Origin of the sequence: Streptomyces sp. HNM0575 (genome assembly GCF_012726265.1) — a bacterium.
Taxonomy (GTDB): Bacteria; Actinomycetota; Actinomycetes; order Streptomycetales; family Streptomycetaceae; genus Streptomyces.
This window is the reverse complement of sequence record NZ_JAASAG010000002.1, coordinates 212,006-234,731: the sequence shown is the minus strand read 5'-3', so window position 1 is coordinate 234,731 and position 22,726 is coordinate 212,006. Positions and strand designations below refer to the sequence as shown.

20 protein-coding genes and 1 riboswitch are annotated in these 22,726 nt (G+C 70.4%); of the genes, 13 read left to right on the top strand and 7 right to left on the bottom strand.

Annotation, left to right across the window (positions count from 1 at the left end; genetic code table 11):
* Nucleotides 1-2: 2 nt before the first annotated feature.
* Nucleotides 3-716 (bottom strand): M50 family metallopeptidase, encoded by a 714-nt coding sequence (locus tag HCC61_RS04925; protein WP_169134034.1) that lies wholly within the window; start codon nucleotides 714-716, stop codon nucleotides 3-5.
* A 122-nt stretch (nucleotides 717-838) separates the two neighbouring features.
* Here HCC61_RS04925 and HCC61_RS04920 point away from each other — a divergent pair, with 122 nt between their 5' ends.
* The 10 genes from HCC61_RS04920 to HCC61_RS04875 all read left to right on the top strand — a co-directional run bounded on the left by HCC61_RS04920 (nucleotide 839) and on the right by HCC61_RS04875 (nucleotide 10,990).
* A complete protein-coding gene (locus tag HCC61_RS04920) occupies nucleotides 839-1,657 on the top strand; it encodes an SOS response-associated peptidase (protein WP_169134033.1) in 819 nt (272 codons plus the stop codon).
* Nucleotides 1,658-1,794: 137 nt separating this feature from the next.
* A complete protein-coding gene (locus HCC61_RS04915) occupies nucleotides 1,795-2,598 on the top strand; it encodes an alpha/beta family hydrolase (RefSeq protein WP_240968489.1) in 804 nt (267 codons plus the stop codon).
* 164 nt (nucleotides 2,599-2,762) lie between these two features.
* A complete protein-coding gene (locus HCC61_RS04910) occupies nucleotides 2,763-3,587 on the top strand; it encodes a sigma-70 family RNA polymerase sigma factor (RefSeq protein ID WP_206322121.1) in 825 nt (274 codons plus the stop codon).
* Complete coding sequence (rsrA, locus tag HCC61_RS04905; RefSeq protein ID WP_169134031.1) at nucleotides 3,584-4,030, top strand: mycothiol system anti-sigma-R factor; 447 nt, start codon at nucleotides 3,584-3,586, stop codon at nucleotides 4,028-4,030. Before HCC61_RS04910 ends, rsrA begins: the two co-directional genes overlap by 4 nt.
* A 294-nt stretch (nucleotides 4,031-4,324) precedes the next feature.
* Nucleotides 4,325-5,827 (top strand): HD-GYP domain-containing protein, encoded by a 1,503-nt coding sequence (locus tag HCC61_RS04900; protein WP_169134030.1) that lies wholly within the window; start codon nucleotides 4,325-4,327, stop codon nucleotides 5,825-5,827.
* Nucleotides 5,824-7,068 carry an HD domain-containing protein gene (locus HCC61_RS04895; RefSeq protein WP_169134029.1) on the top strand — a complete coding sequence of 415 codons (1,245 nt, stop codon included), beginning with the start codon at nucleotides 5,824-5,826 and terminating at the stop codon, nucleotides 7,066-7,068. The genes HCC61_RS04900 and HCC61_RS04895 overlap by 4 nt, the downstream gene beginning before the upstream one ends.
* 173 nt (nucleotides 7,069-7,241) lie before the next feature.
* Nucleotides 7,242-8,240: a tetratricopeptide repeat protein gene (locus HCC61_RS04890; RefSeq protein WP_169134028.1), complete on the top strand. Its 999-nt coding sequence runs from the start codon at nucleotides 7,242-7,244 to the stop codon at nucleotides 8,238-8,240.
* A 296-nt stretch (nucleotides 8,241-8,536) separates the two neighbouring features.
* A complete protein-coding gene (gene def / locus HCC61_RS04885) occupies nucleotides 8,537-9,211 on the top strand; it encodes a peptide deformylase (protein ID WP_169134511.1) in 675 nt (224 codons plus the stop codon).
* Between the two features lie 432 nt (nucleotides 9,212-9,643).
* Nucleotides 9,644-10,396, top strand: coding sequence for a D-Ala-D-Ala carboxypeptidase family metallohydrolase (locus HCC61_RS04880; protein ID WP_169134027.1), 753 nt, complete (start codon nucleotides 9,644-9,646; stop codon nucleotides 10,394-10,396).
* Nucleotides 10,397-10,450: 54 nt separating this feature from the next.
* Nucleotides 10,451-10,990, top strand: a complete 540-nt coding sequence (locus tag HCC61_RS04875) for a hypothetical protein (protein ID WP_169134026.1) — start codon at nucleotides 10,451-10,453, stop codon at nucleotides 10,988-10,990.
* Between the two features lie 205 nt (nucleotides 10,991-11,195).
* On the opposite strand, the gene HCC61_RS04870 is transcribed toward HCC61_RS04875, so the two are convergent.
* From HCC61_RS04870 to HCC61_RS04845, 6 genes are all read right to left on the bottom strand, one after another.
* Complete coding sequence (locus HCC61_RS04870; RefSeq protein ID WP_240968583.1) at nucleotides 11,196-12,164, bottom strand: ribonucleotide-diphosphate reductase subunit beta; 969 nt, start codon at nucleotides 12,162-12,164, stop codon at nucleotides 11,196-11,198.
* Nucleotides 12,165-12,316: 152 nt separating this feature from the next.
* Nucleotides 12,317-14,743 carry a ribonucleoside-diphosphate reductase subunit alpha gene (locus HCC61_RS04865; protein ID WP_346777072.1) on the bottom strand — a complete coding sequence of 809 codons (2,427 nt, stop codon included), beginning with the start codon at nucleotides 14,741-14,743 and terminating at the stop codon, nucleotides 12,317-12,319.
* A 265-nt stretch (nucleotides 14,744-15,008) separates the two neighbouring features.
* A riboswitch (cobalamin riboswitch) is annotated at nucleotides 15,009-15,173 on the bottom strand.
* 196 nt (nucleotides 15,174-15,369) lie between these two features.
* Nucleotides 15,370-15,870 (bottom strand): GNAT family N-acetyltransferase, encoded by a 501-nt coding sequence (locus HCC61_RS04860; protein ID WP_169134025.1) that lies wholly within the window; start codon nucleotides 15,868-15,870, stop codon nucleotides 15,370-15,372.
* Nucleotides 15,871-15,946: 76 nt separating this feature from the next.
* A complete protein-coding gene (locus HCC61_RS04855; RefSeq protein WP_169134024.1) occupies nucleotides 15,947-17,566 on the bottom strand; it encodes a sodium:solute symporter in 1,620 nt (539 codons plus the stop codon).
* Complete coding sequence (locus HCC61_RS04850) at nucleotides 17,563-17,910, bottom strand: DUF3311 domain-containing protein (protein ID WP_169134023.1); 348 nt, start codon at nucleotides 17,908-17,910, stop codon at nucleotides 17,563-17,565. Before HCC61_RS04850 ends, HCC61_RS04855 begins: the two co-directional genes overlap by 4 nt.
* 281 nt (nucleotides 17,911-18,191) lie before the next feature.
* Entirely contained in the window at nucleotides 18,192-18,989 is a 798-nt protein-coding gene (locus tag HCC61_RS04845; RefSeq protein ID WP_169134022.1) for a GntR family transcriptional regulator, read from the bottom strand.
* Between the two features lie 346 nt (nucleotides 18,990-19,335).
* On the opposite strand from HCC61_RS04845, the gene HCC61_RS04840 reads away from it, so the two are divergent.
* The 3 genes from HCC61_RS04840 (at nucleotide 19,336) to HCC61_RS04830 (ending at nucleotide 22,633) form a co-directional block, all read left to right on the top strand.
* Nucleotides 19,336-20,601, top strand: a complete 1,266-nt coding sequence (locus HCC61_RS04840; protein ID WP_169134021.1) for an extracellular solute-binding protein — start codon at nucleotides 19,336-19,338, stop codon at nucleotides 20,599-20,601.
* Between the two features lie 155 nt (nucleotides 20,602-20,756).
* A complete protein-coding gene (locus tag HCC61_RS04835; protein WP_169134020.1) occupies nucleotides 20,757-21,761 on the top strand; it encodes a sugar ABC transporter permease in 1,005 nt (334 codons plus the stop codon).
* A gap of 14 nt (nucleotides 21,762-21,775) precedes the next feature.
* Entirely contained in the window at nucleotides 21,776-22,633 is an 858-nt protein-coding gene (locus HCC61_RS04830; protein ID WP_169134508.1) for a carbohydrate ABC transporter permease, read from the top strand.
* Nucleotides 22,634-22,726: the final 93 nt, after the last annotated feature.

Here is a 22,726-nt window from a genome sequence, read left to right as displayed (position 1 = left end):
GCTCACCAGCCCAGCAGCCACCGGCCGCCGCCGGTCAGCGAGCACAGCGACACCGCGTGGAAGAGCACCAGCCACATGAGCGGGGGCACGTGCGTGAGCCGCGAGAGCTGGTCCGCGTCGGAGTCCGGAGCGCCGCCGCGGCGGCGCTTGCCCTGTAGCTCGAAGACCGGCCGTACGCCCCCGAACAGCAGGAACCAGACGACGACGTACGCGAATCCCGCCTGCACCTGCGGCTCCGTCAGCCACGAGACGAGTACGAAGGCGCCGCCGGTGAGGAAGACGGTGAGCACGCCGTAGGCGTTGCGGATCATCGCGAGCATCGCCAGGAGCAGCCCGGTGGCGCTCCACAGCAGGAGCGTTATGTGGTTCGCGGCGAGCAGCCAGGCGCCGCCGAGGCCGAGCAGGGAGGGTGCCGTATAGCCGGCCGCAGCGGTGAGGACCATGCCGATGCCGGTGGGCTTGCCGCGGGAGAGGGTGAGGCCGGAGGTGTCGGAGTGGAGCCGTATGCCTTCGAGTTGACGCCCGGACACCAGGGCGATCAGACCGTGCCCGCCCTCGTGCGCGATGGTTACCGCGTTCCGTGACAAGCGCCACACGCGGTGCGGCACGACGGCCGCGAGGGCTATGACGGCGGTCGTGAGGACCAGCCACTGGGCCGGGTCGGGCTGCGTGCCGGCGACCCTGTCCCACAGACCGGCGATGCTCGTGGTGTCCATTCTTTCCTTTGTCCTCCCCTGCCCCGCACCTGCACTGCTCCGGCACATCCTCTCCCTGAGCGGAATGTGCTTCTCCGTGAACGCGGGGCGATCCACATCAGTGCCGTGGCAGTGTGGCACTTATGTGCGGACGCTACGCAGCAAGCCGGAGACCCGAGGACCTCGTCGAACGCTTCGGTGTGGAGCTGTGGAACCCCCGGGAGACCCTGGCCCCCGACTGGAACATCGCTCCCACCAAGCAGGTGCACGCGGTCCTCGACCGCCCGCTGAAGGGATCTGAAGACCCGCGGCCGGTAAGGCAGTTGCGGACGCTGACGTGGGGGCTCGTACCGGCCTGGGCCCAGTCGCCCGACATGGGCGCGAAGATGATCAACGCCAGGGCGGAGACGGTGCACGAGAAGCCCGCCTACCGGCGTCCCTTCGCCTCCCGCCGGTGCCTGCTCCCGGCCGACGGCTATTACGAGTGGTGCACCGCGAAGAACGAGCTCGAGCTGGAGCAGGAGGGGAAGCGGAAACGGCCGCGCAAGCAGCCGTACTTCGTGACGCCGGCGGACGGTTCCGTGATGGCGATGGCCGGGCTGTACGAGTTCTGGCGCGACGGCACGCTCCCCGACGACCACCCCCGCGCCTGGTGGACGACCTGCACCGTGGTGACCACGGAGGCGGAGACGGCGCCGCTCGCCGGTCCCAGCGGCGAGGACGGCCCCAAGTCGCTGGCGGACATCCACCCGCGGATGCCGCTGATGATGCTGCCGGAGCGCTGGAACGCCTGGCTGAACCCGGCGCGCAGGTCGCAGGAGGAGCTGCGCGCGCTGCTGGAGCCGCCGCCTCCCGGGATGATGCGCGCCTATCCGGTCTCCACGGGCGTCAGCAACGTACGCAACAACAGCGCCGAGCTGCTCAGGGAACTGGCCGGGCCCGAGGTCGGCACGCTGTTCTGACCGGCCCGCTGCTCTGATCGCACGCTGTGCTGAGGGGCGCTGTGCTGAGGGGGGTGGTGGGGGCCGAGGCCGGGGACCACCGGCTCGCGGACAGGGGGACGAGGGGGACGGGGACGCACGGGGCAGGATGGCTTTCCATGACCAGCAAAGCCGCACGAGGCGGAGACGGCGCGGCTGCGGAGCGCGCACAGCACGCCGGGCGATCCGCGCACCCATCGAAGTCCGGGAGCTCCGGATCCGGGCATGCCGAGACTGCCGAGAACCCCGGCCCCTCCGAGGGCTCCGGGCACTCCGGGCGTGAGACCGTTGCGACCCCCGCCGGTGACGCCCGCATCACCTGGCACACCGCCCCCGAGGCGCACACCGTGCTCGCACTCGGCCACGGGGCGGGCGGCGGAATCGAGGCGCGGGACCTACGGGCGCTCGCGCGCGTGCTGCCCGGTTCGGGCGTCACGGTCGCGCTCGTCGAGCAGCCGTGGCGGGTGGCAGGGAAGAAGGTCGCGCCCGCGCCGAAGACGCTCGACACCGGGTGGCGTGCGCTGTGGCCGGCGCTGTGCGCGCCGGGCCTGCCCGTCGTGGCGGGCGGCCGCAGCGCGGGCGCCCGGGTGGCATGCCGTACGGCCGGAGAGCTGGACGCCGCGGCGGTGCTCGCGCTCGCCTTCCCGCTGCACGCCCCCGGGAAGCCGGAGAAGTCCCGTGCCGGTGAGCTGAACGGTGCGGCAGAGGCGGGGCTGCCGGTGCTCGTGGTGCAGGGCGGGCGTGATCCCTTCGGGCGCCCCGAGGAGTTCCCGGAGGGCACGCGGATCGTGGAGGTCCCGGAAGGCGATCACGGTTTCGCCGTGCCCAAGCGCGCCGCCGTGGGGCAGGAGGAGGCGCTGGCCCTGCTCACCGGCGCGGTCGCCGACTGGCTGGCCGGGCTGTCGCCCGTGGGCGGGCGCTGACGGGGGGGGCTGACGGGGGGGGAGGACCGCGACCGCGGCCGGTCGGACGCCTCGGTCATGCCGGTCGGACGCCTCGGTCATGACTGGCCCCGCCCGGGAATGAACACCCGGCGGGCATGTGTTCACGCAAAAGTCAGAGTGTCGAGAACGAGGGAGCCGTCGGTATGGGTTCTGTCGCTTGCCCGCAGCGTCCGAAGGCCGCTGACCTTGACTGGGCCACGGTCGCGCTTGCCGGCGGGACGACGGACGTGAGGAAGACCGGGGCGGCGCGAGAGCTGGAACGTCGTCTATTCTCCGATTCGGGCGGGTCCGCTGGGCTCGCCGGAGCACCGGAGGAGGTGGGTCCGGTCACCGGGACCGAAGACGGCGGCAACGCCGGACAGGAGACCGAGTCGGAGCGCAGCGCGCGCTTCGAGCGGGACGCGCTGAACTACCTCGACCAGATGTACTCGGCGGCGCTGCGCATGACGCGCAATCCCGCGGACGCAGAGGACCTGGTGCAGGAGATGTATGCGAAGGCGTACGCCTCGTTCCACCAGTTCCGTGAGGGCACCAACCTCAAGGCGTGGTTGTACCGGATCCTCACCAACACGTTCATCAACTCGTACCGGAAGAAGCAGCGCGAGCCCCAGCGCAGCGCTGCCGAGGACATCGAGGACTGGCAGCTCGCGCGCGCCGAGTCGCACATGTCGACGGGGCTGCGCTCCGCCGAGGCCCAGGCCCTCGATCACCTGCCGGACTCCGATGTGAAGGAGGCCCTCCAGGCGATTCCGGAGGAGTTCCGCATCGCGGTCTATCTGGCGGACGTCGAGGGGTTCGCGTACAAGGAGATCGCCGACATCATGGGGACACCGATCGGCACGGTCATGTCCCGGCTGCACCGCGGCCGTCGGCAGCTGCGCGGGATGCTGGAGGACTACGCGCGTGACCGGGGCCTTGCTCCCGCGGGCGCCGCGCAGTCGCACGACGGGAAAGGTTCGGGCTCATGAGCTGCGGAGAGCCGCACGAGACGGACTGCTCGGAGGTGCTCGACCATCTCTACGAGTACCTGGACCGGGAAATGCCGGACAGTGACTGCGAGAAGTTCAAGGAGCACTTCGACGAGTGCTCGCCCTGCCTGGAGAAGTACGGCCTCGAGCAGGAGGTCAAGAAGCTCGTCAAGCGTTGCTGCGGCCATGACGACGTGCCGTCGGGTCTGCGCTCGAAGGTGATGGGGCGCATCGAGTTGATCCGCGCTGCCGAGGCGGCCGGGACCGAAGTGCCCGTCGGGCCGGACGAGTCGCAGACGGACGCGAAGGCGGAAACCAAGCCGGAGGCGAAGGCGGAAGTGAAGCCGGACGGGAATGCGGACGCCGTCCCCGCGGACACGTCCTCCGAGCAGCCCTCCGGGCCGGCGTCGCAGTCGGTCTCCGGGCGCAGCAAGTACGCCTGACGCACCGCCCCTTGGCGCTCGGCACCGCCCCTCAGCGCACCGCACCCGCACCGCCCCGCACCGTACCCGCACCGCGCTCCGTTCCGGGGCCTCGGACGTCGCCGTCCCGGTTCCGGGTAATTCGCCGTGGCTCTACGGGAGTTGGGCCGCTCCCCGTCCGCACTTCGGTCTCTTCTCACTCCAAGGTGTGAGAACTGGGCGCCCTCTGCGGAGCATTGTGCCGATGACGCCACACTCGGGCCCAGTCCGTCCTATTCTCTCCCCTTCCACCGTGATGTGGGGAGGGAGTCACCGATGCGTGCAGGGCGAGCCCGCCTGCCGTGGGAGGCGCGCGGGCTCATCGCGGCGTCTTCGTCCTGCGCGCTGCTGTGCGCGGCGCCCGCCCTGCTGGACCCGGGCGGCCTCGAATGGAGCGTGCTGCTGCCGCTGGCCGCGCTCTACGCGATCTGTGAATACGCGCCGCGCTGCCCCCTGATGGGCCACAAGGTGCCCGGGAACATGGGCGCCTTCTTCCCCGTGCTGCTGACCGCGGCCTTCCTGCTGCCGCCGGCCGCGGCTGCGCTCGTACCGGTGCCGGGGGCGCTGATCGGGCGCGTCGAGCCGCGTCACGCCGCCGCGCGCCGGTCATGGCACGCCGCCCAACTGGCCCTCGCCGCCTGGGTGTCCGGGCATGTGTGGACCGCGGCGGACGGCAGCCTGACCGCGCCGCACCATGGGACGGCGCTCTTCCCGGACGTACTGGTCGCAGCGGCCGCAGCCGCGCTCACCTTCTGCGCGGTGGTCACGGTGCTCGACGGCGCGGTTCTCGTCGCCGCCGAGCGGTGTGCGCTGCGGGCGGCGTGGCGCGGGCAGTTCCAGCGGGCGGTGGCGCCCCATCTGCTGCACGGATTCGTGGGGTTGATGATGGCGGTGCTGTGGCGCAGCCCGTACGGACCCGCCTCGGCCTTCTTCGTGCTGCTGCCGATGTACATCTGCTGCTGGGTCTTCGCGCAGTACCACCGCGAACGGGGCGCCCACCAGTCGACGATCCGGGCCCTGGTGCAGGCCGTCGACCTCAAGGACCGCTACACGCGCGGCCACAGTGAACGAGTCGGCCGGGCCTCCGTCCTGATCGCCCGCGAACTCGGCATGGACGACGACCGTACGGAGGCGCTGCGGTTCGCCGGAATACTGCACGACATCGGCAAACTCGGCGTCCCCACAAGGCTGTTGCGCAAGGACGGCCCGCTCACCGAGGAGGAGCGGCGCGTCATCGAGCTGCATCCCGAGTACGGGCACGAGATGGTCCGCGGCATCGGCTTCCTCGGGGAGGCGCGCGCCGCGATCCTGCACCACCACGAGCGGCTGGACGGCAGCGGCTATCCGTACGGGCTCACAGGTCTCGAAATCCCCGAGGTCGCCCGCGTGGTGGCGGTGGCCGACGCCTTCGACGCGATGACGTCCACGCGCAGCTACCGGCGTGCGCGGCCCGTCGGCACGGCGGTCGCGGAGCTGGAGCGGTGCGCGGGCACGCAGTTCGACCCCCGTGTCGTACAGGCGCTGGCCCGCGCGCTGGAGCGTCAGGAGTGGTCGCCGGCCGTCACGGCGGACCGGACGGGGAGAGCGGCCGGAGCGGAGGGGCGGGGCCGGAGCGGGCGAAACGTCCCAGCTGCGCGCGACCGGGACGAATCCGCCCTCGCCGCGGACCCGGACCGCGTGCGGTCCGGCGCCGAGGCCGCGGCCGCCGCGGACGAGGCTGTGGCGGACACCGCGGAGGAGGCCGCCGCGGAGGCCGGGGCGGGGCGGCCCCCGGCATGAGATACCTGGTAGCGCTGAGCCGTGGCGCCGCGGCGGCCCTCAGCTTCGCCGCGCTCGGCCTCACCCTGTGGCGCGGGCTCGAACAGCCTTGGGTGGCACTGGCGTTCGCGGCGGTCGTCGCGGTCGGCGAGTCCGTGCGCGTACAGCTGCCCGGCGGCGACCACGACGGCAACCCCGCCACGAGCGCGCCGCTCGCCGCCGCCGGAGCCCTGGGCTACGCCCTGCTCGGCGAGGTCGGCGGCGAACGGACCACCGGCGGCGTCCTCCAGGTCGTCGCCGTGGTGATCGTCGCCGCACTCGCGGGCAACGCCCCGCGCGCCGCGGCGGGCCCGGCCCTCGAACTCGACCACGCCGTACGCGGAGTGCTCGCCGTCGGCTTCGCCGCCACCTGCTTCCAACCCCTTTACACTTCGGGCGCGTTGGCGCAGTGGGTGGGGCCCGGTCCGTACTACGCGCTCTATCTGCTCGCCGTCACGCTGCTGACGGCGCTGTGCGACTCCCTGCTGGCCGCCGTGTTCGCCGCGAACAGCACCGGCCGTCCCTTCGGGCCGCTGCTCCGCGGCCGGTTGCGTACCCGCGTCGGCATAGCTCCGGCCATCGGCGCGACCGGGGCCGTCATCGCGCTCGCCGTCGCCGTCGCCGGACTGTGGGCGCTGCCGGTCTTCTGCGTGCCGCTGCTGCTCACGCTGTTCTCCTTCCGCCGGTACGCGACGGTGCGCGCCACGTACCGGCAGACCATCGCCTCCCTCGCGCGCTCCACCGAGGTCGCCGGCTACACGCCGCACGGGCACGCGCGCAGGGTGGCCGAACTCAGCTGCGCAGTGGGCCGCGAGCTGGGCCTGGCCCATCCCGAGCTCACCGTCCTGGAGTACGCGGCTCTGATGCACGACATCGGGCAGCTCTCGCTCGTCGATCCGGTCGCCTCGGGCGCCACGGAGGGGCTGGATCCGGAGTTGCAGCGCCGGATCGCCCTGCTGGGCGGCGCGGTCGTACGGCAGACCGGGGTGGCGTCCGAAGTCGCCGTGGTGGTCGAGCGGCAGGCGGACCCTTTCCGTGAGCAGCCGCTCACGGCGCGTATCGTCCGCGCGGTCAACGCGTACGAGGACATGGTGGCCGGGAAGGCTTCCATGGAGGGGTCGTTGCGAGCGCTGGAGCGGCTGCGGCTGGGGAGTGCGCACGACTACGAACCACGCGTCGTGGAGGCCTTGTCACGCGTGGTGTCGCGGGGGTCGAGAGGTTGACACCCGGGTAGTGAGCAGCCCCCTGTGCGGGCATGGTTGGATGCGAGAAGGGAACTCCGAGCAGTGCGCACGCCCTGCTCACAGCAGTCGTACGAGGAGCGCCGGGAGGGCGCCGGAAGCAGGGGCGAGCGCCACAGCAGCCGGTCGACAGGCGGGAATCAGGCGGGAACATCGTGAGGATCTTCGGCAGGGTGAGGCACCGTCCCTCCGCCTCGTGGCGGCAGGCGACGGACCGTGCCTTCGCGCTCATCGGGGACGGGCGCTACGAGGACGCGGACGAACTGCTCACGCAGGCCGCCGACCTCGAACCGTGGCTTTCGGAGTCCTGGTTCAACCTCGCGCTGCTGCACAAGTTCCGGCACGACTGGGAGCAGGCACGTACGGCGGGACTGCGGGCCGTGGCGCTGCTGGAGCGGCAGACCGGCGCTCCCGACTGGTGGAACGTCGGCATCGCCGCCACCGCCCTTCAGGACTGGCCGCTGGCCCGGCGGGCCTGGCAGGCGTACGGATTGCGCGTGCCCGGGCAGTCACAGTCCGCGGCGGTCGCCGAACCGTCCGGCATGCAGCTGGGCAGCGCGGCCGTGCGGCTCTCCCCGGAGGGCGAGGCCGAGGTCGTATGGGGGCGGCGAATCGATCCGGCGCGGGTCGAGGTGCAGAGCATCCCGCTGCCGTCCTCGGGGCGGCGCTGGGGCGAAGTGGTGCTCCACGACGGTGTGCCGCACGGCGAGCGCACCACGGCGGGCGGCCCGTCCTATCCGGTCTTCGACGAGATCGAGTTGTGGGCGCCCTCTCCCGTACCGACATGGGTGGTGCTGTTGCAGGCGGCCACCGAGACGGACCGCGACGCGCTGGAACGGCTGGCGGCGGACGCCGGGTTCGCCGCGGAGGACTGGTCTTCGTCGGTGCGGCTGCTGTGCCGTACGTGCTCGGAGAGCCGGATGCCCGCCGACGAGGGCGACGGTTCGGTGCACGTCGATCCGCACGACCACAGCTCGCCGGGGCATCCCGGACCGCTGGGCCACATGACTCCGGGCGGGCCCGGGGAACTCTGGGCGCCCGAGCGCGAGTGCGGGCTGGCCGCACCGGGCGGTCTCGTACGAGGGCTGCTGGACAGCTGGGTCGCCGACAGCCCGGACACCCGGGAGTGGCGCGACCTGGAAGAGGTCTGCTGAGCGCGGCTCCGCTGAGATCCAGCGGGACCTGGTGAGATCCGCCGGGGCCTGTTGAAGTCGGCCGGGGCCTGAAGTCGGCCGGGGCATGCCGAAGTCGGCCGGGGCCTGCCGAAGTCGGCCGAAGCGCGCCGGGGTCCGGTCCGCCGGGCCGGTCGACGAGGCGGCTGCGCACCGTGCGATGCCGGACCTGATGTTGCCGGACTCGATGCCGGGCCTGGTGCTACGGGGCGAGGGCGGCGCACCTCCGGCTACGCTGTGGGGCGAAGGTTCACGTGGCGAGGAAGGCAAACGGCGGGATGGCGCGACAGCAGCAGGAGATCAGCGGGGAGTCCGTGGCGGGTGTGACCGGCACCGCCGGTTCCGGCTTCGTGGACGACACCAGGGACTGCGAGGCGCGTGAGAACGCCCACCGTGAGCGCGGCACGGCCCGCCCGATCACCGTCGTCGGGAACCCGGTGCTGCACAAGGAGTGCCAGGACGTCACCTCCTTCGACGGTGAACTGGCCTCGCTCGTCGACGACATGTTCGCCAGCCAGCGTGCCGCGGAGGGCGTCGGCCTCGCAGCGAACCAGATCGGCGTCGATCTGAAGGTCTTCGTCTACGACTGCATGGACGACGAGGGCGTCCGCCACGTCGGAGCCGTCTGCAACCCGGTGCTGGACGAACTTCCCGCCGCCCGCCGCAGCTTGGACGACTCCAACGAGGGCTGCCTGTCGGTCCCCGGCGCCTACGAGGCTCTCGCGCGCCCCGACTACGCGGTGGTGCGCGGCCAGGACGCCGAGGGCAATCCCGTAGCGATCGAGGGCACCGGCTACTTCGCGCGCTGCCTCCAGCACGAGACGGACCACCTGTACGGCTACCTCTACATCGACCGGCTCTCGAAGCGGGAGCGGAAGAGCGCCCTCCGGCAGATGGCCGAGGGCACACCGCGGTACGAGACCGTGCCCAACGACGGCGTGCCCAACGACTGAGCCCGAGCGGGGACTTCGGCCCCGCCCGCTCGCCCTCCGGCGCCGTCTCCCGTCGCCTGCCGCCTGCCGCCTGCCGCCTGCCGCTTGGCGTCCGGCCTCCGGTGCCGTACGTGCGCCGGTGCACTGGGCGAGGCGTGGATCCACGGAGCACGCAGGGGCGACGGCGTACCGCATGACATCCGTAACGCATGACGGCCGCCTGCGCCTGACAGACATGACGCGTGACGCATGACCGCGGACGGGCGCCCAGCGTGCCGACCGCTGCCGTGCGCTGCCCCTACGGCTCCGGCCTGCGCCTCCGCGTGCCGGAGCCGCAAGTCGTGCGGCCGCCCCGCCCATTGGCCTCGTCCATTGGCAGTTTCCGGCAGTTGTTGACGCGTTCCCTTTGTCCCGACAAGCTCTGGTGCACGCCCCACAAGACATGGAGGCACCATGCCCCGACGTGCGGTCAGAGCCGTACTGGCCCTTGTCATGGTCGCGGCAGCAGTCCTGGTGGGCACGGCCGCAGTGGCGACCGCCGGCCCCGCAGCCCCCAAGGACGGATGCTTCACCTGGAGCCACGACCTCGCCGAGGGCGCCTCCGGGGACGACGTGAAGCAGCTCCAGATCCGTGTCTCGGGATACCCCGCGAGCGGTGAAGTCATCGCCGTCGACGGCGAGTTCGGCCCGGCCACCAAGGCGGCGGTCGCCCGCTTCCAGAAGGCGTACGGGCTGAGCGAGACCGGCAAGGGCGACTCCGCCACGTACAACAAGATCTACGAGTTGCAGGACGACGACTGCTCGCCCGCACACTTCGCGTTCGGCGAGCTGAACAACTGCAACTCCGACTGGAGCGGCGGGGCGGTCAGCGCCGCCGAGGCCAAGTCCAACGCGCTGCGCACCATGTGGAAGCTGGAGGCCATGCGGCACGCCATGGGTGACAAGCCGCTCCGCGTCACCAGCGGCTTCCGCTCCAAGGCGTGCAACGACCAGGTGGGCGGCGCCGCTTCGAGCCGTCACCTCTTCGGTGACGCGGCCGACCTCGGCGCCGGATCCCACTCGCTGTGCGAGATGGCCAAGGAGGCGCGCAACCGCGGGTTCCACGGCATCCTCGGGCCGGGCTTCCCCGGCCACGACGACCACACGCACGTGGACCACCGCTCCAGCAAGTACTGGGACGCGCCCGACTGCGGCGTCACCAACTGACCCGGCACCACTTCTGATCAGCACCGCTCGATTCCAGGAAGGGACCAACCCCCCATGAACAGAAAGATCGCTGTACGGGCGGCCGTCGGCGCTTCGGCGATGGCGCTCGCGATCTTCTCCACCGCCTACGTGGCGGAGGCGACGGCCGAGGCGCCCGCCAAGGCCAAGGACGCGGCTCCGCTCGCGAAGATGAGCCACGCCGCGGCTGCGAAGAAGCTGAGCGACGCCGGGATCGGCATCACCTCCAGCGGCGGCTGCTCCGACCGCAACAACTCCAGCTGCACCTCGCTGGACCAGGTCAACTCGGCGACCATCGACGGCGCCGTCACGCTCAAGGGCGCCAGCAAGTGCGACCTCACGGTCACCGGCGGCACCGAGACGGGCCACGCGAGCGGCACGTACAGCCACTGGAACGGCTACAAGCTCGACTTCCACATGACCAGCTGCCTGACCAGCTACGTCAAGAACACCTTCACCTCCATCGGTGGGAACAAGTGGCAGTCCGGGTCGGGGAACGTCTACTTCGACGAGGGCAACCACTGGGACGTCACCTTCCACAACTGCGGGGGCTGCCTGAGCGGCGGCAAGGGCTGACCGCCGCCGGCTGACGGCAGACGGGGCCCAGTCAGCGGCACGAAGTCAGCAGTACGGAGGGGGCCGCGCCGGCAGCGCGGCCCCCTTGCCGTGCCCCCTCGTGGTGCCCCCCTTCCGCGTGCCGCCGCACTCCGCACTCCTCAACCGCCCGAGCCTGTACGGGCGTACGGCGGCAGCCGCACATCACGTCGGACGTCAGCCGTGTTCAGAATTCGTCGTCGAAGGCGACCGAGCCCTCCACGGCCACCTGATAGGCCGAGGCCCGGCGCTCGAAGAAGTTCGTCAGCTCCTGCACGTTCTGCAACTCCATGAACGAGAAGGGATTACGGGCGCCGTAGCGGGCGGGGAACCCCAGCCGGACGAGCCGCTGGTCGGCGACGGCGCGCAGATACTGCTCCATCGACTCCGTGTTCATCCCCGGCAGCCCTTCGCCGCACAGGTCGCGGGCGAACTGGAGCTCCGCCTCGACGGCCTCTTCCAGCATCCGGGTCACCTCCGACTCCAGCTCCTCGTCGAAGAGTTCGGGCTCCTCCTCGCGGACGGTGTCCACGACGTCGAAGGCGAAGGACATGTGCATCGACTCGTCGCGGAACACCCAGTTGGTGCCGGTGGCCAGCCCGTGCAGCAGCCCGCGCGAGCGGAACCAGTAGACGTACGCGAACGCGCCGTAGAAGAAGAGCCCCTCGATGCAGGCCGCGAAGCAGATGAGGTTGAGCAGGAAGCGCCGCCTGTCCGACCGGCTCTCCAGCCGCTCGATCCTCTCCTCGCCCTCCTCCAGCGCCGCCATCCAGCGGAAGCAGAACTGTGCCTTCTCCCTGATGGACGGGATGTTCTCGACGGCCGCGAAGGCCTCAGCTCGCTCGTCCACGTCGGGCAGATACGTGTCCAGCAGCGTCAGATAGAACTGGACGTGCACCGCCTCCTCGAAGAGCTGCCTGGAGAGATACAGGCGCGCCTCCGGGGAGTTGATGTGCTTGTAGAGCGAGAGCACGAGATTGTTCGCCACGATCGAGTCGCCCGTCGCGAAGAAGGCGACGAGGCGGCCGATCATGTGCTGCTCGCCGGGGGAGAGCTTGGCGAGGTCGGCGATGTCGGAGTGGAGATCGACCTCCTCGACGGTCCAGGTGTTCTTGATGGCGTCCCGGTAGCGGTCGTAGAAGCCGGGATAGCGCATGGGGCGGAGCGTCAGCTCGAAGCCGGGGTCGAGCAGGTTCCCGGCGGGGGCGGCGGTCCTGCCCCCGGAGGTCCCGGCGACGGTCCCGGTGTCGCCCGTGGCCGCGGCGGTCCTTGTGACTTCGGTGGTCTCGGTGGTCTTGGCGCTCGTCATTACTGGCATGCCTCGCAGGACTCGGGGTTCTCCAGGGAGCAGGCGGCTGCTTCGCCGGCGGCTTCGGGCGCCGCGGCACCCGAAGCCGCCCCGGCGGACGTCACTTCGCCCGATGTGACTCCGCCCGGCGTCACTTCGCCCGGCGCCGCTTCTGCGGTCGTGCCGCCGCCCGCGGCGCGCGCGATCCGCGTCGCCGGCCGCGAACGCAGGTAGTACGTGGTCTTGATGCCGCTCTTCCACGCGTAGGCGTACATCGAGCTGAGCTTGCCGATCGTCGGCGCGGCCATGAACAGGTTCAGCGACTGGCTCTGGTCGAGATACGGAGTGCGGTCCGCCGCCATGTCGATCAGCGAACGCTGCGGCAGCTCCCACGCCGTACGGAACAGCGCGCGCGTCTCCGCCGGGATCCGCTCGATGTCCTGCACCGAGCCGTTCGCCTCGCGCAGCTCCTCGCGGGTGCGCTCGTCCCACAGCCCCAGCCGCTTCAACTCCGCGACCAGATAGGCGTTCACCTGGAGGAACTCGCCGCTGAGGGTCTCCCGCTTGAAGAGGTTCGAGACCTGCGGCTCGATGCACTCGTAGACGCCCGCGATGGCCGCGATCGTGGCGGTGGGCGCGACGGCCAGGAGCAGCGAGTTGCGCATCCCCGTACGGCCGACGCGCTCACGCAGCGCCGACCAGCGCTCCGGCCACGCCTGAGCGGCCTGCGGATAGTGGTCGGGGTGCAGCACGCCGCGCGCCGTACGGGTCTCCTCCCAGGCGGGCGGCGGCCCGTGCCGCTCGGCGAGGTCCGCGCTGGTCTCGTACGCGGCGAGCATGATCCGCTCCGCGATACGGGTGGACAGCTCCCGCGCCGCCGCCGAGTCGAAGGGCAGACCGAGACGGAAGAAGACGTCCTGGAGGCCCATCACGCCCAGACCGACGGGACGCCAGCGTGAGTTGGAGCGCTGTGCCTGCTCCGTCGGATAGAAGTTGATGTCGACGACGCGGTCCAGGAACGTCACGGCCGTACGGACCGTGGCGTCCAGGCGCTCCCAGTCCATCGCGCCGGCCGTCCCGTCCAGGTGCGCCGCGAGATTCACCGATCCGAGATTGCAGACGGCCGTCTCGGAGTCGTCCGTGACCTCCAGGATCTCGGTGCACAGATTCGAGGAGTGCACGACGCGGCCCGGCCCGGCGGTCTGGTTCGCGGTGCGGTTGGAGGTGTCCTTGAAGGTCATCCAGCCGTTCCCCGTCTGCGCGAGGGTGCGCATCATCCGCGCGTACAGCCGGCGGGCCGGCACCTGCCGCTCGGCATGGCCCTCCGCCTCGGCCTTGCGGTAGGCGGCGTCGAACTCCTCGCCCCACAGGTCGGTCAGCTGCGGCACGTCGACGGGGGAGAAGAGTGACCAGTCGGCGTCGGCCTCCACTCGGCGCATGAACTCGTCCGGAATCCAGTGCGCGAGATTCAGATTGTGGGTGCGCCGCGCCTCCTCGCCGGTGTTGTCGCGCAGCTCGAGGAACTCCTCGATGTCCGCGTGCCAGGTCTCCAGATAGACGCACGCGGCGCCCTTGCGCCTGCCGCCCTGGTTCACCGCGGCCACGGAGGAGTCCAGGGTGCGCAGGAACGGCACGATGCCGCCCGAGTGCCCGTTCGTCCCGCGGATCAGCGAACCGCGCGCGCGGACACGGGAGTAGGACAGGCCGATGCCGCCCGCGTGCTTGGAGAGCCGGGCCACCTGCGTGTAGCGCTCGTAGATCGAGTCCAGCTCGTCCTCCGGGGAGTCGAGGAGATAGCAGGACGACATCTGGGCGTGCCGCGTACCGGAGTTGAAGAGCGTGGGGGAGGAGGGCAGATACGCCAGCGAACTCGTCAGCGCGTACAACTCCGCGACCTCGTCCGCCGCTTCGCCCGACTCGTCGGCTGCCAGCCCGCAGGCCACCCGGAGCAGGAAGTGCTGCGGCGTCTCGATCACCTGCCGCGTCGTGGGATGGCGCAGCAGATAGCGCGAATGCACCGTACGGAGACCGAAGTAGCCGAAGCGGTCGTCCGCACCTCCGGCGATCGTCTCCTCCACGAGGGCGTCGAACCGCTCGGCGTGCTCGCGTACGAAGTCCGCCGTGCGGTCCGCGATCAGACCCTCCCGGTGCCCGGTCGCGACGGAGGACGAGAAGGACGTCACGCCCTCGCCGCGTGCCTCGTCACGGATCGCGAGCGTGAGCAGCCGGCCGGCGAGCCGGGAGTAGCCGGGCTCCTCACCGATCAGACCGGCGGCCTCCTCCGCCGCGAGCGACCGCAACTCGGCCTCCCCGGCGCCCTGCCGGCGTCCGCGGAGCACCGCTTCGGCGACCCGCTCGGGCTCCGTGCCGGGCAGCCCTTGGGCCAGCTCGGTAAGGGTGCGCAGCAACGCACCCTCCTCGACGGGCGGTTGGGCGGGCGGCGGCACCGCGGCGGAGGACCCGGCGGAGGGCCCGGCGGAGGGCCCGGCAGCGGAGGCCCCGGCATCGGAGTCCGGTGGGGACGCCGCCGGCGAGTCCGGTGGGGACACGGCTGAGGCTGCGGTTGCGACGGTCACGGGATGTGCTCTCCCTCGCTCGGATCAGGTAACCGGGTCACCGGGGGAGGAGCCGCACACGGCGGGCGCGCACAGGCACGCCGCATCGCACACGGCACACCTGGCGGCGTCCACCGGCCCAGTCCTCGGGACCCGGACGTCATTCGTCACGGCCGGCAGGCACTCGGACTCGCGACGGGACTGCGGAGCACCCGTCAACGACGGGCAGCAGGGCAGCACATCGCACACCGTTGCGGGACAGTTCCGGATTCGCACCGGATTCCCCTGCGCGGCAGCGAGCACGAGCATACATCTAGTAGCGGCGAGTGCCACTCGCCCCCACATCTTGTGCCGACCCGATCCGGGTCAGTTGGCACCCGGATCGAGTCGGGGCCCGGGTAGGCCGGCGTCGGCCCGGGGCGGCCCCTGCCCGGCCCCGCCCCGGCCCTCTCTCACAGCCCCGGCTCCCACGGCCCCGACTGCCCTCACAGCCCCGGCCGTCACGGCCCCGACTGCCCTCACAGCTCCAGGGCGTACGCCCGCAGCATCAGGTTCGGATACGGCGCCCAGTCCTTCTCGGGCGCGCGGACGAAGCCCAGCCGCTCATACAGCCGGTGTGCCGTCGTCATCCGCTCCTGGCTGCACAGCAGAAGGCGTATCAGCCCCTGCTCGCGCGCCCGCTCCACGCAGGCCCGCACCAGGGCCTCGCCCGCTCCGCGCCCGCGCGCCTCGGACCGCACGGCGAGCATCCTGAACTCGCCCTCTCCCGGGCCCGCCAGGTCCGCGTACTCCCCGCCGTCGCCGACGAACGCGACCGCGCCCAGCACCCGCTGCTGCGCGGAGCCGACGGCGACCAGCACCTCCGTGTGCAGCGCGCGGCGCCGCGCGGCCCGCAGCGTCTCCAGATACGGGTCGTCCTCGCCGAACTCCACGAGCCCGTCCAGCAGATACGCCTGCGCGGTCAGCTCGCCGACTTCGTCCAGCTCCTCGTCCCGCGCCGGTCTGATCGTGATGTCCATGGAACGAGCATGCCGCGCCCCACTGACAATCGAGCCGTCAGTGGGGCGCGGGCGGTGTTCGTGGTGGTGAGGGTGGTCAGTGCGCGCCGGTCGGCGAGGGCAGCTCCTCCTGTACGCCCGGGTCGCCCGCGTCCGCCGTGTAGTCCGACTCCTGCGTCTCGTCGACGCCGTCCGGCGCCTTCACGGCCCGCAGCACGAAGGTGAGCACCACGGCGACGACCGCGTTGAGCACGAAGGCGGTCAGGCCGATGTAGCCCATCTCCCCGAGCCCCGGGACGATGTCGTTGGAACCGCCGAAGTGCTTCTGCACCGGCGACGCGACGCCGTACGCCGTGACCGTCCCGTAGACCATGCCCACGGCCCAGCCCGCCAGCAGCGCCCACCGGTGGAACCAGCGAGTGAAGAGCCCGCCCACGAGAGCCGGGAACGTCTGGAGGATCCAGATGCCGCCCAGCAGCTGGAAGTTGATCGCGACGGTCTTGTCCATGCCGAGAACGAAGATCAGCGCGCCGACCTTCACCAGCAGCGACGTGATCTTGGAGACCTTGGTCTCCTGCTCCGGAGTCGCGTCCGGCTTGAGGAAGTCCTTGTAGATGTTCCTGGTGAAGAGGTTCGCGGCGGCGATCGACATGATGGCCGCCGGTACGAGCGCGCCGATGCCGATGGCCGCGAAGGCGACGCCCGCGAACCAGCTCGGGAACATGTTCTCGAAGAGCTGCGGGATCGCCAGCTGCCCGTTCTGCACCTTGATGCCCGCCGCGATCGCCATGAAGCCCAGCAGCGCGAGCAGGCCCAGCATCAGCGAATACAGCGGCAGGATCGTGGTGTTGCGCCTGATCACGTTGCGGCTGCGGCTGGAGAGGGTCGCCGTGACCGAGTGCGGATACATGAAGAGCGCCAGCGCCGAGCCGAAGGCCAGCGTCGCGTACGCCCACTGGTTGGGCGAGCTGGTGACCACCTCGCCCTTCGGCTTGCCCGTGGCCGGATTGGTCTGCGAGAGGGCGTCCCCGGCCTTGGCGAAGATGTCGTCGAAACCGCCCAGTTTGATGGGGATGTAGATGATCGCCACCGCGATGACGATGTAGATCAGGGTGTCCTTGACGAAGGCGATCAGCGCCGGCGCCCGCAGCCCGGAGGAGTAGGTGTACGCCGCGAGCACGGCGAAGGCGATCAGCAGCGGCAGGTCCTTGACGAACCAGTGCGTCGACTCGCCGCCGCCGACGCCCATCACGTCCAGCACCGACTGGATCCCGACCAGCTGGAGCGCGATGTACGGCATCGTCGCGAGGATGCCCGTCACGGCGACCGCCAGCGCCAGCGACTTCGAGCCGAAGCGCCCGCGCACGAAGTCCGAGGTCGTCACGTATCCGTGCCGGTGCGAGACCGACCAGAGCCGGGGCAGGAAGGTGAAGATCAGCGGGTAGACGAGGATCGTGTACGGGACGGCGAAGAAGCCCGACGCACCGGCCGCGTAGATCGCCGCCGGCACCGCCACGAAGGTGTACGCCGTGTACAGGTCGCCGCCGAGCAGGAACCAGGTGACCCAGGTCCCGAAGCTCCGTCCGCCCAGGCCCCATTCGTCGAGGCTGTCGGCGTTCTCCGCCTTGCGCCAGCGCGCCGCCAGGAAGCCCATCGCCGTGACGAGCAGGAAGAAGAAGATGAAGACGGCGAGCGCCACACCGTTGATCCCGTTCATCGGGCACCGTCCTCTCCGGCCGCGTCCCGGTCTCCACTCGCGTCCCGGTCTCCGCCCGTGTCCCGGTCCCCGCCGGGCCGCCGCCTGGCGGCCTCGTCACGCTTGACGAGCTTGTAGGCGACCATCGTCATCACTGCCGAGATCAGCACCCACAGCATCTGGTACCAGTAGAAGAACGGCAGCCCGGCGAGCGTGGGTTCGGTGCGTGAATAGGAGCTGACCCACATGAGCGCGACGAACGGGATGAAGAGGCACAGCCCGACCACCACCCGTACCGGCGTGACGACGGGCGAGTGCGACGGCGACTGCGACGCGGTCTCGGATGTTTCGGGGGGCGCTGGCATGCCACGGCTCCGTCCGTCGGGTTTTTCCTGTCGAGACGCGCAGGAAATCTAAACGAGCCTTTCGTGATCCGTCACTACCTGCACTGATAACGGAACGGCACCTTTTGTGGCGCGTTCGGCGGGGTGCGCGGCCCGGAGCCGTCCAAATGCCGGACTCCTGGCGCCGGTTCGCGAATTCCGACCCGCAATGCGTGCTACGTCCCGAAGAGTCCGGGAATCCCGATCCGCGCCGTCAACGGCCTATGAGGCATAAGGCCCTTGACCGCCTGCATCCGCCGCTCTCAGCCGTTACGTCCGTGTCGCGGCCGCTGGAGGTTGGCGACGAACTTGTAGCGGTCGCCCCGGTACACCGAGCGCACCCACTCCACGGGCTCCCCTTCGGTGTCGAGCGAGTGCCGCGAGAGCATCAGCATCGGCAGTCCCACGTCAGTGCCGAGCAGGCCGGCCTCGCGCGGAGTCGCGAGCGACGTCTCGATGGTCTCCTCGGCCTCGGCGAGATGGACGCCGTACACCTCGGCCAGCGCCGTGTAGAGCGAGGTGTACTTCACGAGGCTGCGCCGCAGCGCGGGGAAGCGCCGCTGCGAGAGGTGCGTGGTCTCGATCGCCATCGGCTCGCCGCTCGCCAGCCGCAGCCGCTCGATGCGCAGCACGCGTCCTCCGGGGGGGATGTCGAGGGTGCCGGCGAGGCGGTCGTCGGCCGTGACGTAGCCGATGTCCAGCAGCTGGGAGGTCGGCTCCAGGCCCTGTGCGCGCATGTCCTCGGTGTACGAGGTGAGTTGGAGCGCCTGGGAGACCTTCGGCTTGGCGACGAAGGTGCCCTTGCCCTGTATGCGCTCCAGCCGTCCCTCGACGACGAGTTCCTGAAGGGCCTGGCGCACGGTCGTACGCGAGGTGTCGAACTCGGTCGCGAGAGTGCGCTCCGGCGGGACGGGAGTGCCGGGCGGCATCGTCTCCGTCATCTCCAGCAAGTGCCGCTTGAGCCGGTAGTACTTGGGCACGCGCGTCGTCCGCGCGCCGCCGTTGCCGCTTCCCGACTCCGGCTCTGCCGCGGCTGTGACCGCGCCCCCGTCCGTGCTCATGGCTTGCCTTCCCGCTCGAGTCCCGCTGCCGTCACCGGCTTGCTCCCGGTCCGTCCGCGGCGGCTGCCCGCCGCCTTCCCGGTCCCGGTCACGGCGCCGTGTGCGACGGCGTCTTCGGTGGTGTACCCGGTGGTGTTCCGTTCTCCGGCCGCCGCTCCGGCTGTACTTCGCGGCTCACATCGTGGCACGGGGTCGGGCCTGCTGGACTCCCGCGCCCAGATGTCGTTCCGATAACGGAACCCCAGGCTCGGAATCTGCACCGTTGACACCCCAATAGGTCTAGGCCAAGCTTGCGAACTGGTCTAAACCATTAGACCAGCACATGCAGTCCGTTGGGGAGGATGCCGTGAGACGAGGACTCATCGCCGCTACAGGAATCGCGGCTCTGATGGCGGGAGTTGCCGCCTGCGGGCCCGGCGGCGAGGCGGACTCCGCCGACGGATTCAAGGGACAGACGCTGACGCTGTGGGCCATGGACGGCTCGACGCCCAAGAAGTGGCAGAAGGACGTCGAGGCGGCCTTCGAGAAGAAGACCGGCGCCAAGCTGAGGCTCGAAGTCCAGCAGTGGAACGGGATCCAGCAGAAGATCACGACCGCGCTCTCCGAGCCCGACCCGCCGGACGTCATCGAGGTCGGCAACACCCAGACCCCCGCGTACGCCAAGACCGGCGGCCTCGCCGACCTCGGCGACCTGAAGAAGAGCGTCGGCAAGGACTGGACCCCGTCCGTCAACAGGTCGGCCGTGTACGGCGGCAAGCAGTTCGCGGCGCCCTGGTACGCGGTCAACCGCACCGTCATCTACAACAAGCGGATCTGGGCGAAGGCCGGCGTCGACAAGCCCCCCAGGACACGCGCCGAGTTCTTCGACGCGCTCGACGCCATCGACAAGAAGACCGACGCCGAACCGCTCTATCTCCCCGGCCAGAACTGGTACTTCTTCGACGGCCTGCTCGTCGGCAAGAAGGCGGACCTCATCAAGAAGCAGGGCGGCAAGTGGGTCTCGGACCTGGCCGACCCCAAGGTCGGCTCCGCGATGAAGCTCTACGAGAAGTACGCGTCCTACTCCAAGGCGCCCAAGGACAAGGACGAGGCGACCCCGCAGCAGGCCGAGGTCTTCGCCAAGGGCAAGACGGGAGCCTTCATCGGCCTCGGCTGGGAGGCCGCGACCGCGATCGAGGCCAACCCGAAGATCGAGAAGGACATCGGGTACTTCACGATCCCCGGTGAGCGCGCCGGCAAGCCCGAGGGCGTGTTCCTCGGCGGCTCGAACCTGGCCGTCGCCGCGGGCAGCGAGAAGCAGGAACTCGCAAAGGAGTTCCTCAAGATCGCGCTGTCCGACAAGTTCGAGGGCGCACTCGCGAAGGAGGGCGGCGTCATACCCAACAAGGCGTCCCTCCAGAAGAAGGTCGAGGGCAATCCGGCCGCCGAGGCCGCCGCTCCCGCCGTCGCGGACGGCGGGCTGACACCGCTGATCCCGCAGTGGGCCGCGGTGGAGAACCCGCCCAACCCGGTCAAGCGCTATATGACCGCCGTACTCAAGGGCAAGTCGCACGCCGCCGCCGCCGCGTCCGTCGAGGACGAGATGAACAAGAGGCTCTCGCAGAAGCAGTGACGCCCCGCCGGGCTGCCGGAGTGCAGGCAGTCGTGTTGCCGGAGGGGGCGGCACGACTGCCGGCACACCGGCAGCCCGGGCCCGGGCTCTTCGACCGGTGCGAGCCGGTCGACAGACGTGAGCGATCGACAGACGTGAGCCGAGCTGGAGCAGAGATGTCAGTGCAGACCCACGAGGACGCGCCACCGTCCGCGTTGAGCGCGCCCCCTGCCACGCGCGGGCGCCCGCCGCGGCAGTACGGCGCACAGCGGGACGGCGTACGACCGGGCGGTAAGGGCGGCCGGCTCCCGTACCTGCTGCTGCTTCCCGCGCTCGTGGTCACCGCCGTGCTCCTGGGCTGGCCCCTGGTGATGAACGGGCTGCTGTCCTTCCAGAACCTCAACATGACGCAGCTGATCCAGCACGTCACCGAGTGGGCCGGGTGGGACAACTACCGCGCCACGCTGGGCAGTGAGGACTTCTGGCGGGTCACCCTGCGGTCGGTGGTCTTCACCGCCGTCAACGTCGTACTGATCATGCTCTTCGGCACCCTGACCGGGCTGCTGCTCGCCCGGCTGGGGTCGCGCATGCGGCTGCTGCTCTCCGGGGGCCTCGTGCTGGCCTGGGCGATGCCCCCCATCGCCGCAACGACCGTCTACCAGTGGCTGTTCGCGCAGCGCTTCGGAGTCGTCAACTGGGTGCTCGACGCGGCCGGCTTCCACTCGATGGCCAGGTTCAACTGGACCGGCGGGCAGATCTCCACGTTCTTCGTCATCTCGCTGATCCTCGTGTGGACCTCGGTGCCGTTCGTCGCGATCAATCTCTATGCCGCGACGACGACCATCCCCAAGGAGCTGTACGAAGCCGCCGCACTGGACGGTGCGAGCGCCGCGCAGAGCTTCACCACGGTCACCCTGCCCTTCCTGCGGCCGTTCCTCCTGGTGACGACGTTCCTCGAAGTCATCTGGATATTCAAGGCGTTCCCGCAGGTCTTCGCCGTCAACGAGGGCGGCCCCGACCGCCTCACCGAGACCCTGCCCGTCTACGCCTTCGTCGAGGGCGTCGGCAATCAGCACTACGGCGCGGGCGCGGCGATCTCCGTGCTCACGATCCTGATCCTGCTGGGGCTGATGTCGTACTACCTGCGCATCGCCATGCGCCAAGAGGAGGACGAGAAGTGAAGGCGGCGAAAGCCATGAGGGCCTCCACGGGGCGGCCCGGCGGACCTACGGCGATCCTGGCGGGCGTCTGGCCGAACGCGACGGCACTCGTGCTCTTCGCGGTCTTCGTCTTCCCCGTGTACTGGATGTTCAACACGGCGCTCAAGCCGGACAGGGACATCGTCAGCGAGACCCCGGTGTGGTTCCCGGCACGGCCGACGCTGGAGCACTTCGCCACGGCGGTCCAGGCAGACAACTTCCCCACGCTGGTGCGCAATTCGGTCACCGTGACGCTGCTCGCCGTCGGATTCGCGCTGCTCATCGCGCTCTTCGCGGCCTTCGCCCTCGCGCGCATGCGCTTCCGCGGGCGCAGAAGCGTCGTACTCACCTTCATGGTCGCGCAGATGGCGCCCTGGGAGGTCATGGTCATCGCGATCTACATGACCGTGCGCGACGCGGACATGCTCGACAGCCTCGTCCCGCTGACGCTCTTCTACACCGCGATGGTGCTGCCGCTGACCGTGCTGACGCTGCGGGGCTACGTCGCCGCCGTACCGAAGGAGCTTGAGGAGTCGGCGATGGTGGACGGCTGCGGTCGCGTACAGGCCTTCCGCAGGGTGATCTTCCCGCTGCTCGCGCCGGGCCTGATGGCCACCTCGCTCTTCGGATTCATCACGGCCTGGAACGAGTTCCCGATGGTGCTCATCCTCAACAAGGACGCCGGGGCACAGACCCTTCCGCTGTGGCTGTCGGGATTCCAGACGGCGTTCGGCGACGACTGGGGCGCCACCATGGCGGCAGCGTCGCTCTTCGCGCTGCCGATCCTCCTGCTCTTCCTCTACTTGCAGCGCAAGGCCGTCAGCGGACTCACGGCCGGCGCGGTGAAGGGATAGCCGTACGGCCGGAAGCGGGGGAGACGCGGGCAGAGCGGCGCACCGCGCACCGCGCACCGGCGGAGCGGCCGTGAGACCGGCCGTACGACCGAC

Coding starts and splice junctions, on each gene's coding strand:
- HCC61_RS04925 (WP_169134034.1), bottom strand. CDS start 716: ATGGACACCACGAGCATCGCCGGTCTGTGGGACAGGGTCGCCGGCACG.
- HCC61_RS04920 (WP_169134033.1), top strand. CDS start 839: ATGTGCGGACGCTACGCAGCAAGCCGGAGACCCGAGGACCTCGTCGAA.
- HCC61_RS04915 (WP_240968489.1), top strand. CDS start 1,795: ATGACCAGCAAAGCCGCACGAGGCGGAGACGGCGCGGCTGCGGAGCGC.
- HCC61_RS04910 (WP_206322121.1), top strand. CDS start 2,763: ATGGGTTCTGTCGCTTGCCCGCAGCGTCCGAAGGCCGCTGACCTTGAC.
- rsrA (WP_169134031.1), top strand. CDS start 3,584: ATGAGCTGCGGAGAGCCGCACGAGACGGACTGCTCGGAGGTGCTCGAC.
- HCC61_RS04900 (WP_169134030.1), top strand. CDS start 4,325: ATGCGTGCAGGGCGAGCCCGCCTGCCGTGGGAGGCGCGCGGGCTCATC.
- HCC61_RS04895 (WP_169134029.1), top strand. CDS start 5,824: ATGAGATACCTGGTAGCGCTGAGCCGTGGCGCCGCGGCGGCCCTCAGC.
- def (WP_169134511.1), top strand. CDS start 8,537: ATGGCGCGACAGCAGCAGGAGATCAGCGGGGAGTCCGTGGCGGGTGTG.
- HCC61_RS04880 (WP_169134027.1), top strand. CDS start 9,644: ATGCCCCGACGTGCGGTCAGAGCCGTACTGGCCCTTGTCATGGTCGCG.
- HCC61_RS04875 (WP_169134026.1), top strand. CDS start 10,451: ATGAACAGAAAGATCGCTGTACGGGCGGCCGTCGGCGCTTCGGCGATG.
- HCC61_RS04870 (WP_240968583.1), bottom strand. CDS start 12,164: ATGCGCTATCCCGGCTTCTACGACCGCTACCGGGACGCCATCAAGAAC.
- HCC61_RS04860 (WP_169134025.1), bottom strand. CDS start 15,870: ATGGACATCACGATCAGACCGGCGCGGGACGAGGAGCTGGACGAAGTC.
- HCC61_RS04855 (WP_169134024.1), bottom strand. CDS start 17,566: ATGAACGGGATCAACGGTGTGGCGCTCGCCGTCTTCATCTTCTTCTTC.
- HCC61_RS04850 (WP_169134023.1), bottom strand. CDS start 17,910: ATGCCAGCGCCCCCCGAAACATCCGAGACCGCGTCGCAGTCGCCGTCG.
- HCC61_RS04845 (WP_169134022.1), bottom strand. CDS start 18,989: ATGAGCACGGACGGGGGCGCGGTCACAGCCGCGGCAGAGCCGGAGTCG.
- HCC61_RS04835 (WP_169134020.1), top strand. CDS start 20,757: ATGTCAGTGCAGACCCACGAGGACGCGCCACCGTCCGCGTTGAGCGCG.
- HCC61_RS04830 (WP_169134508.1), top strand. CDS start 21,776: ATGAGGGCCTCCACGGGGCGGCCCGGCGGACCTACGGCGATCCTGGCG.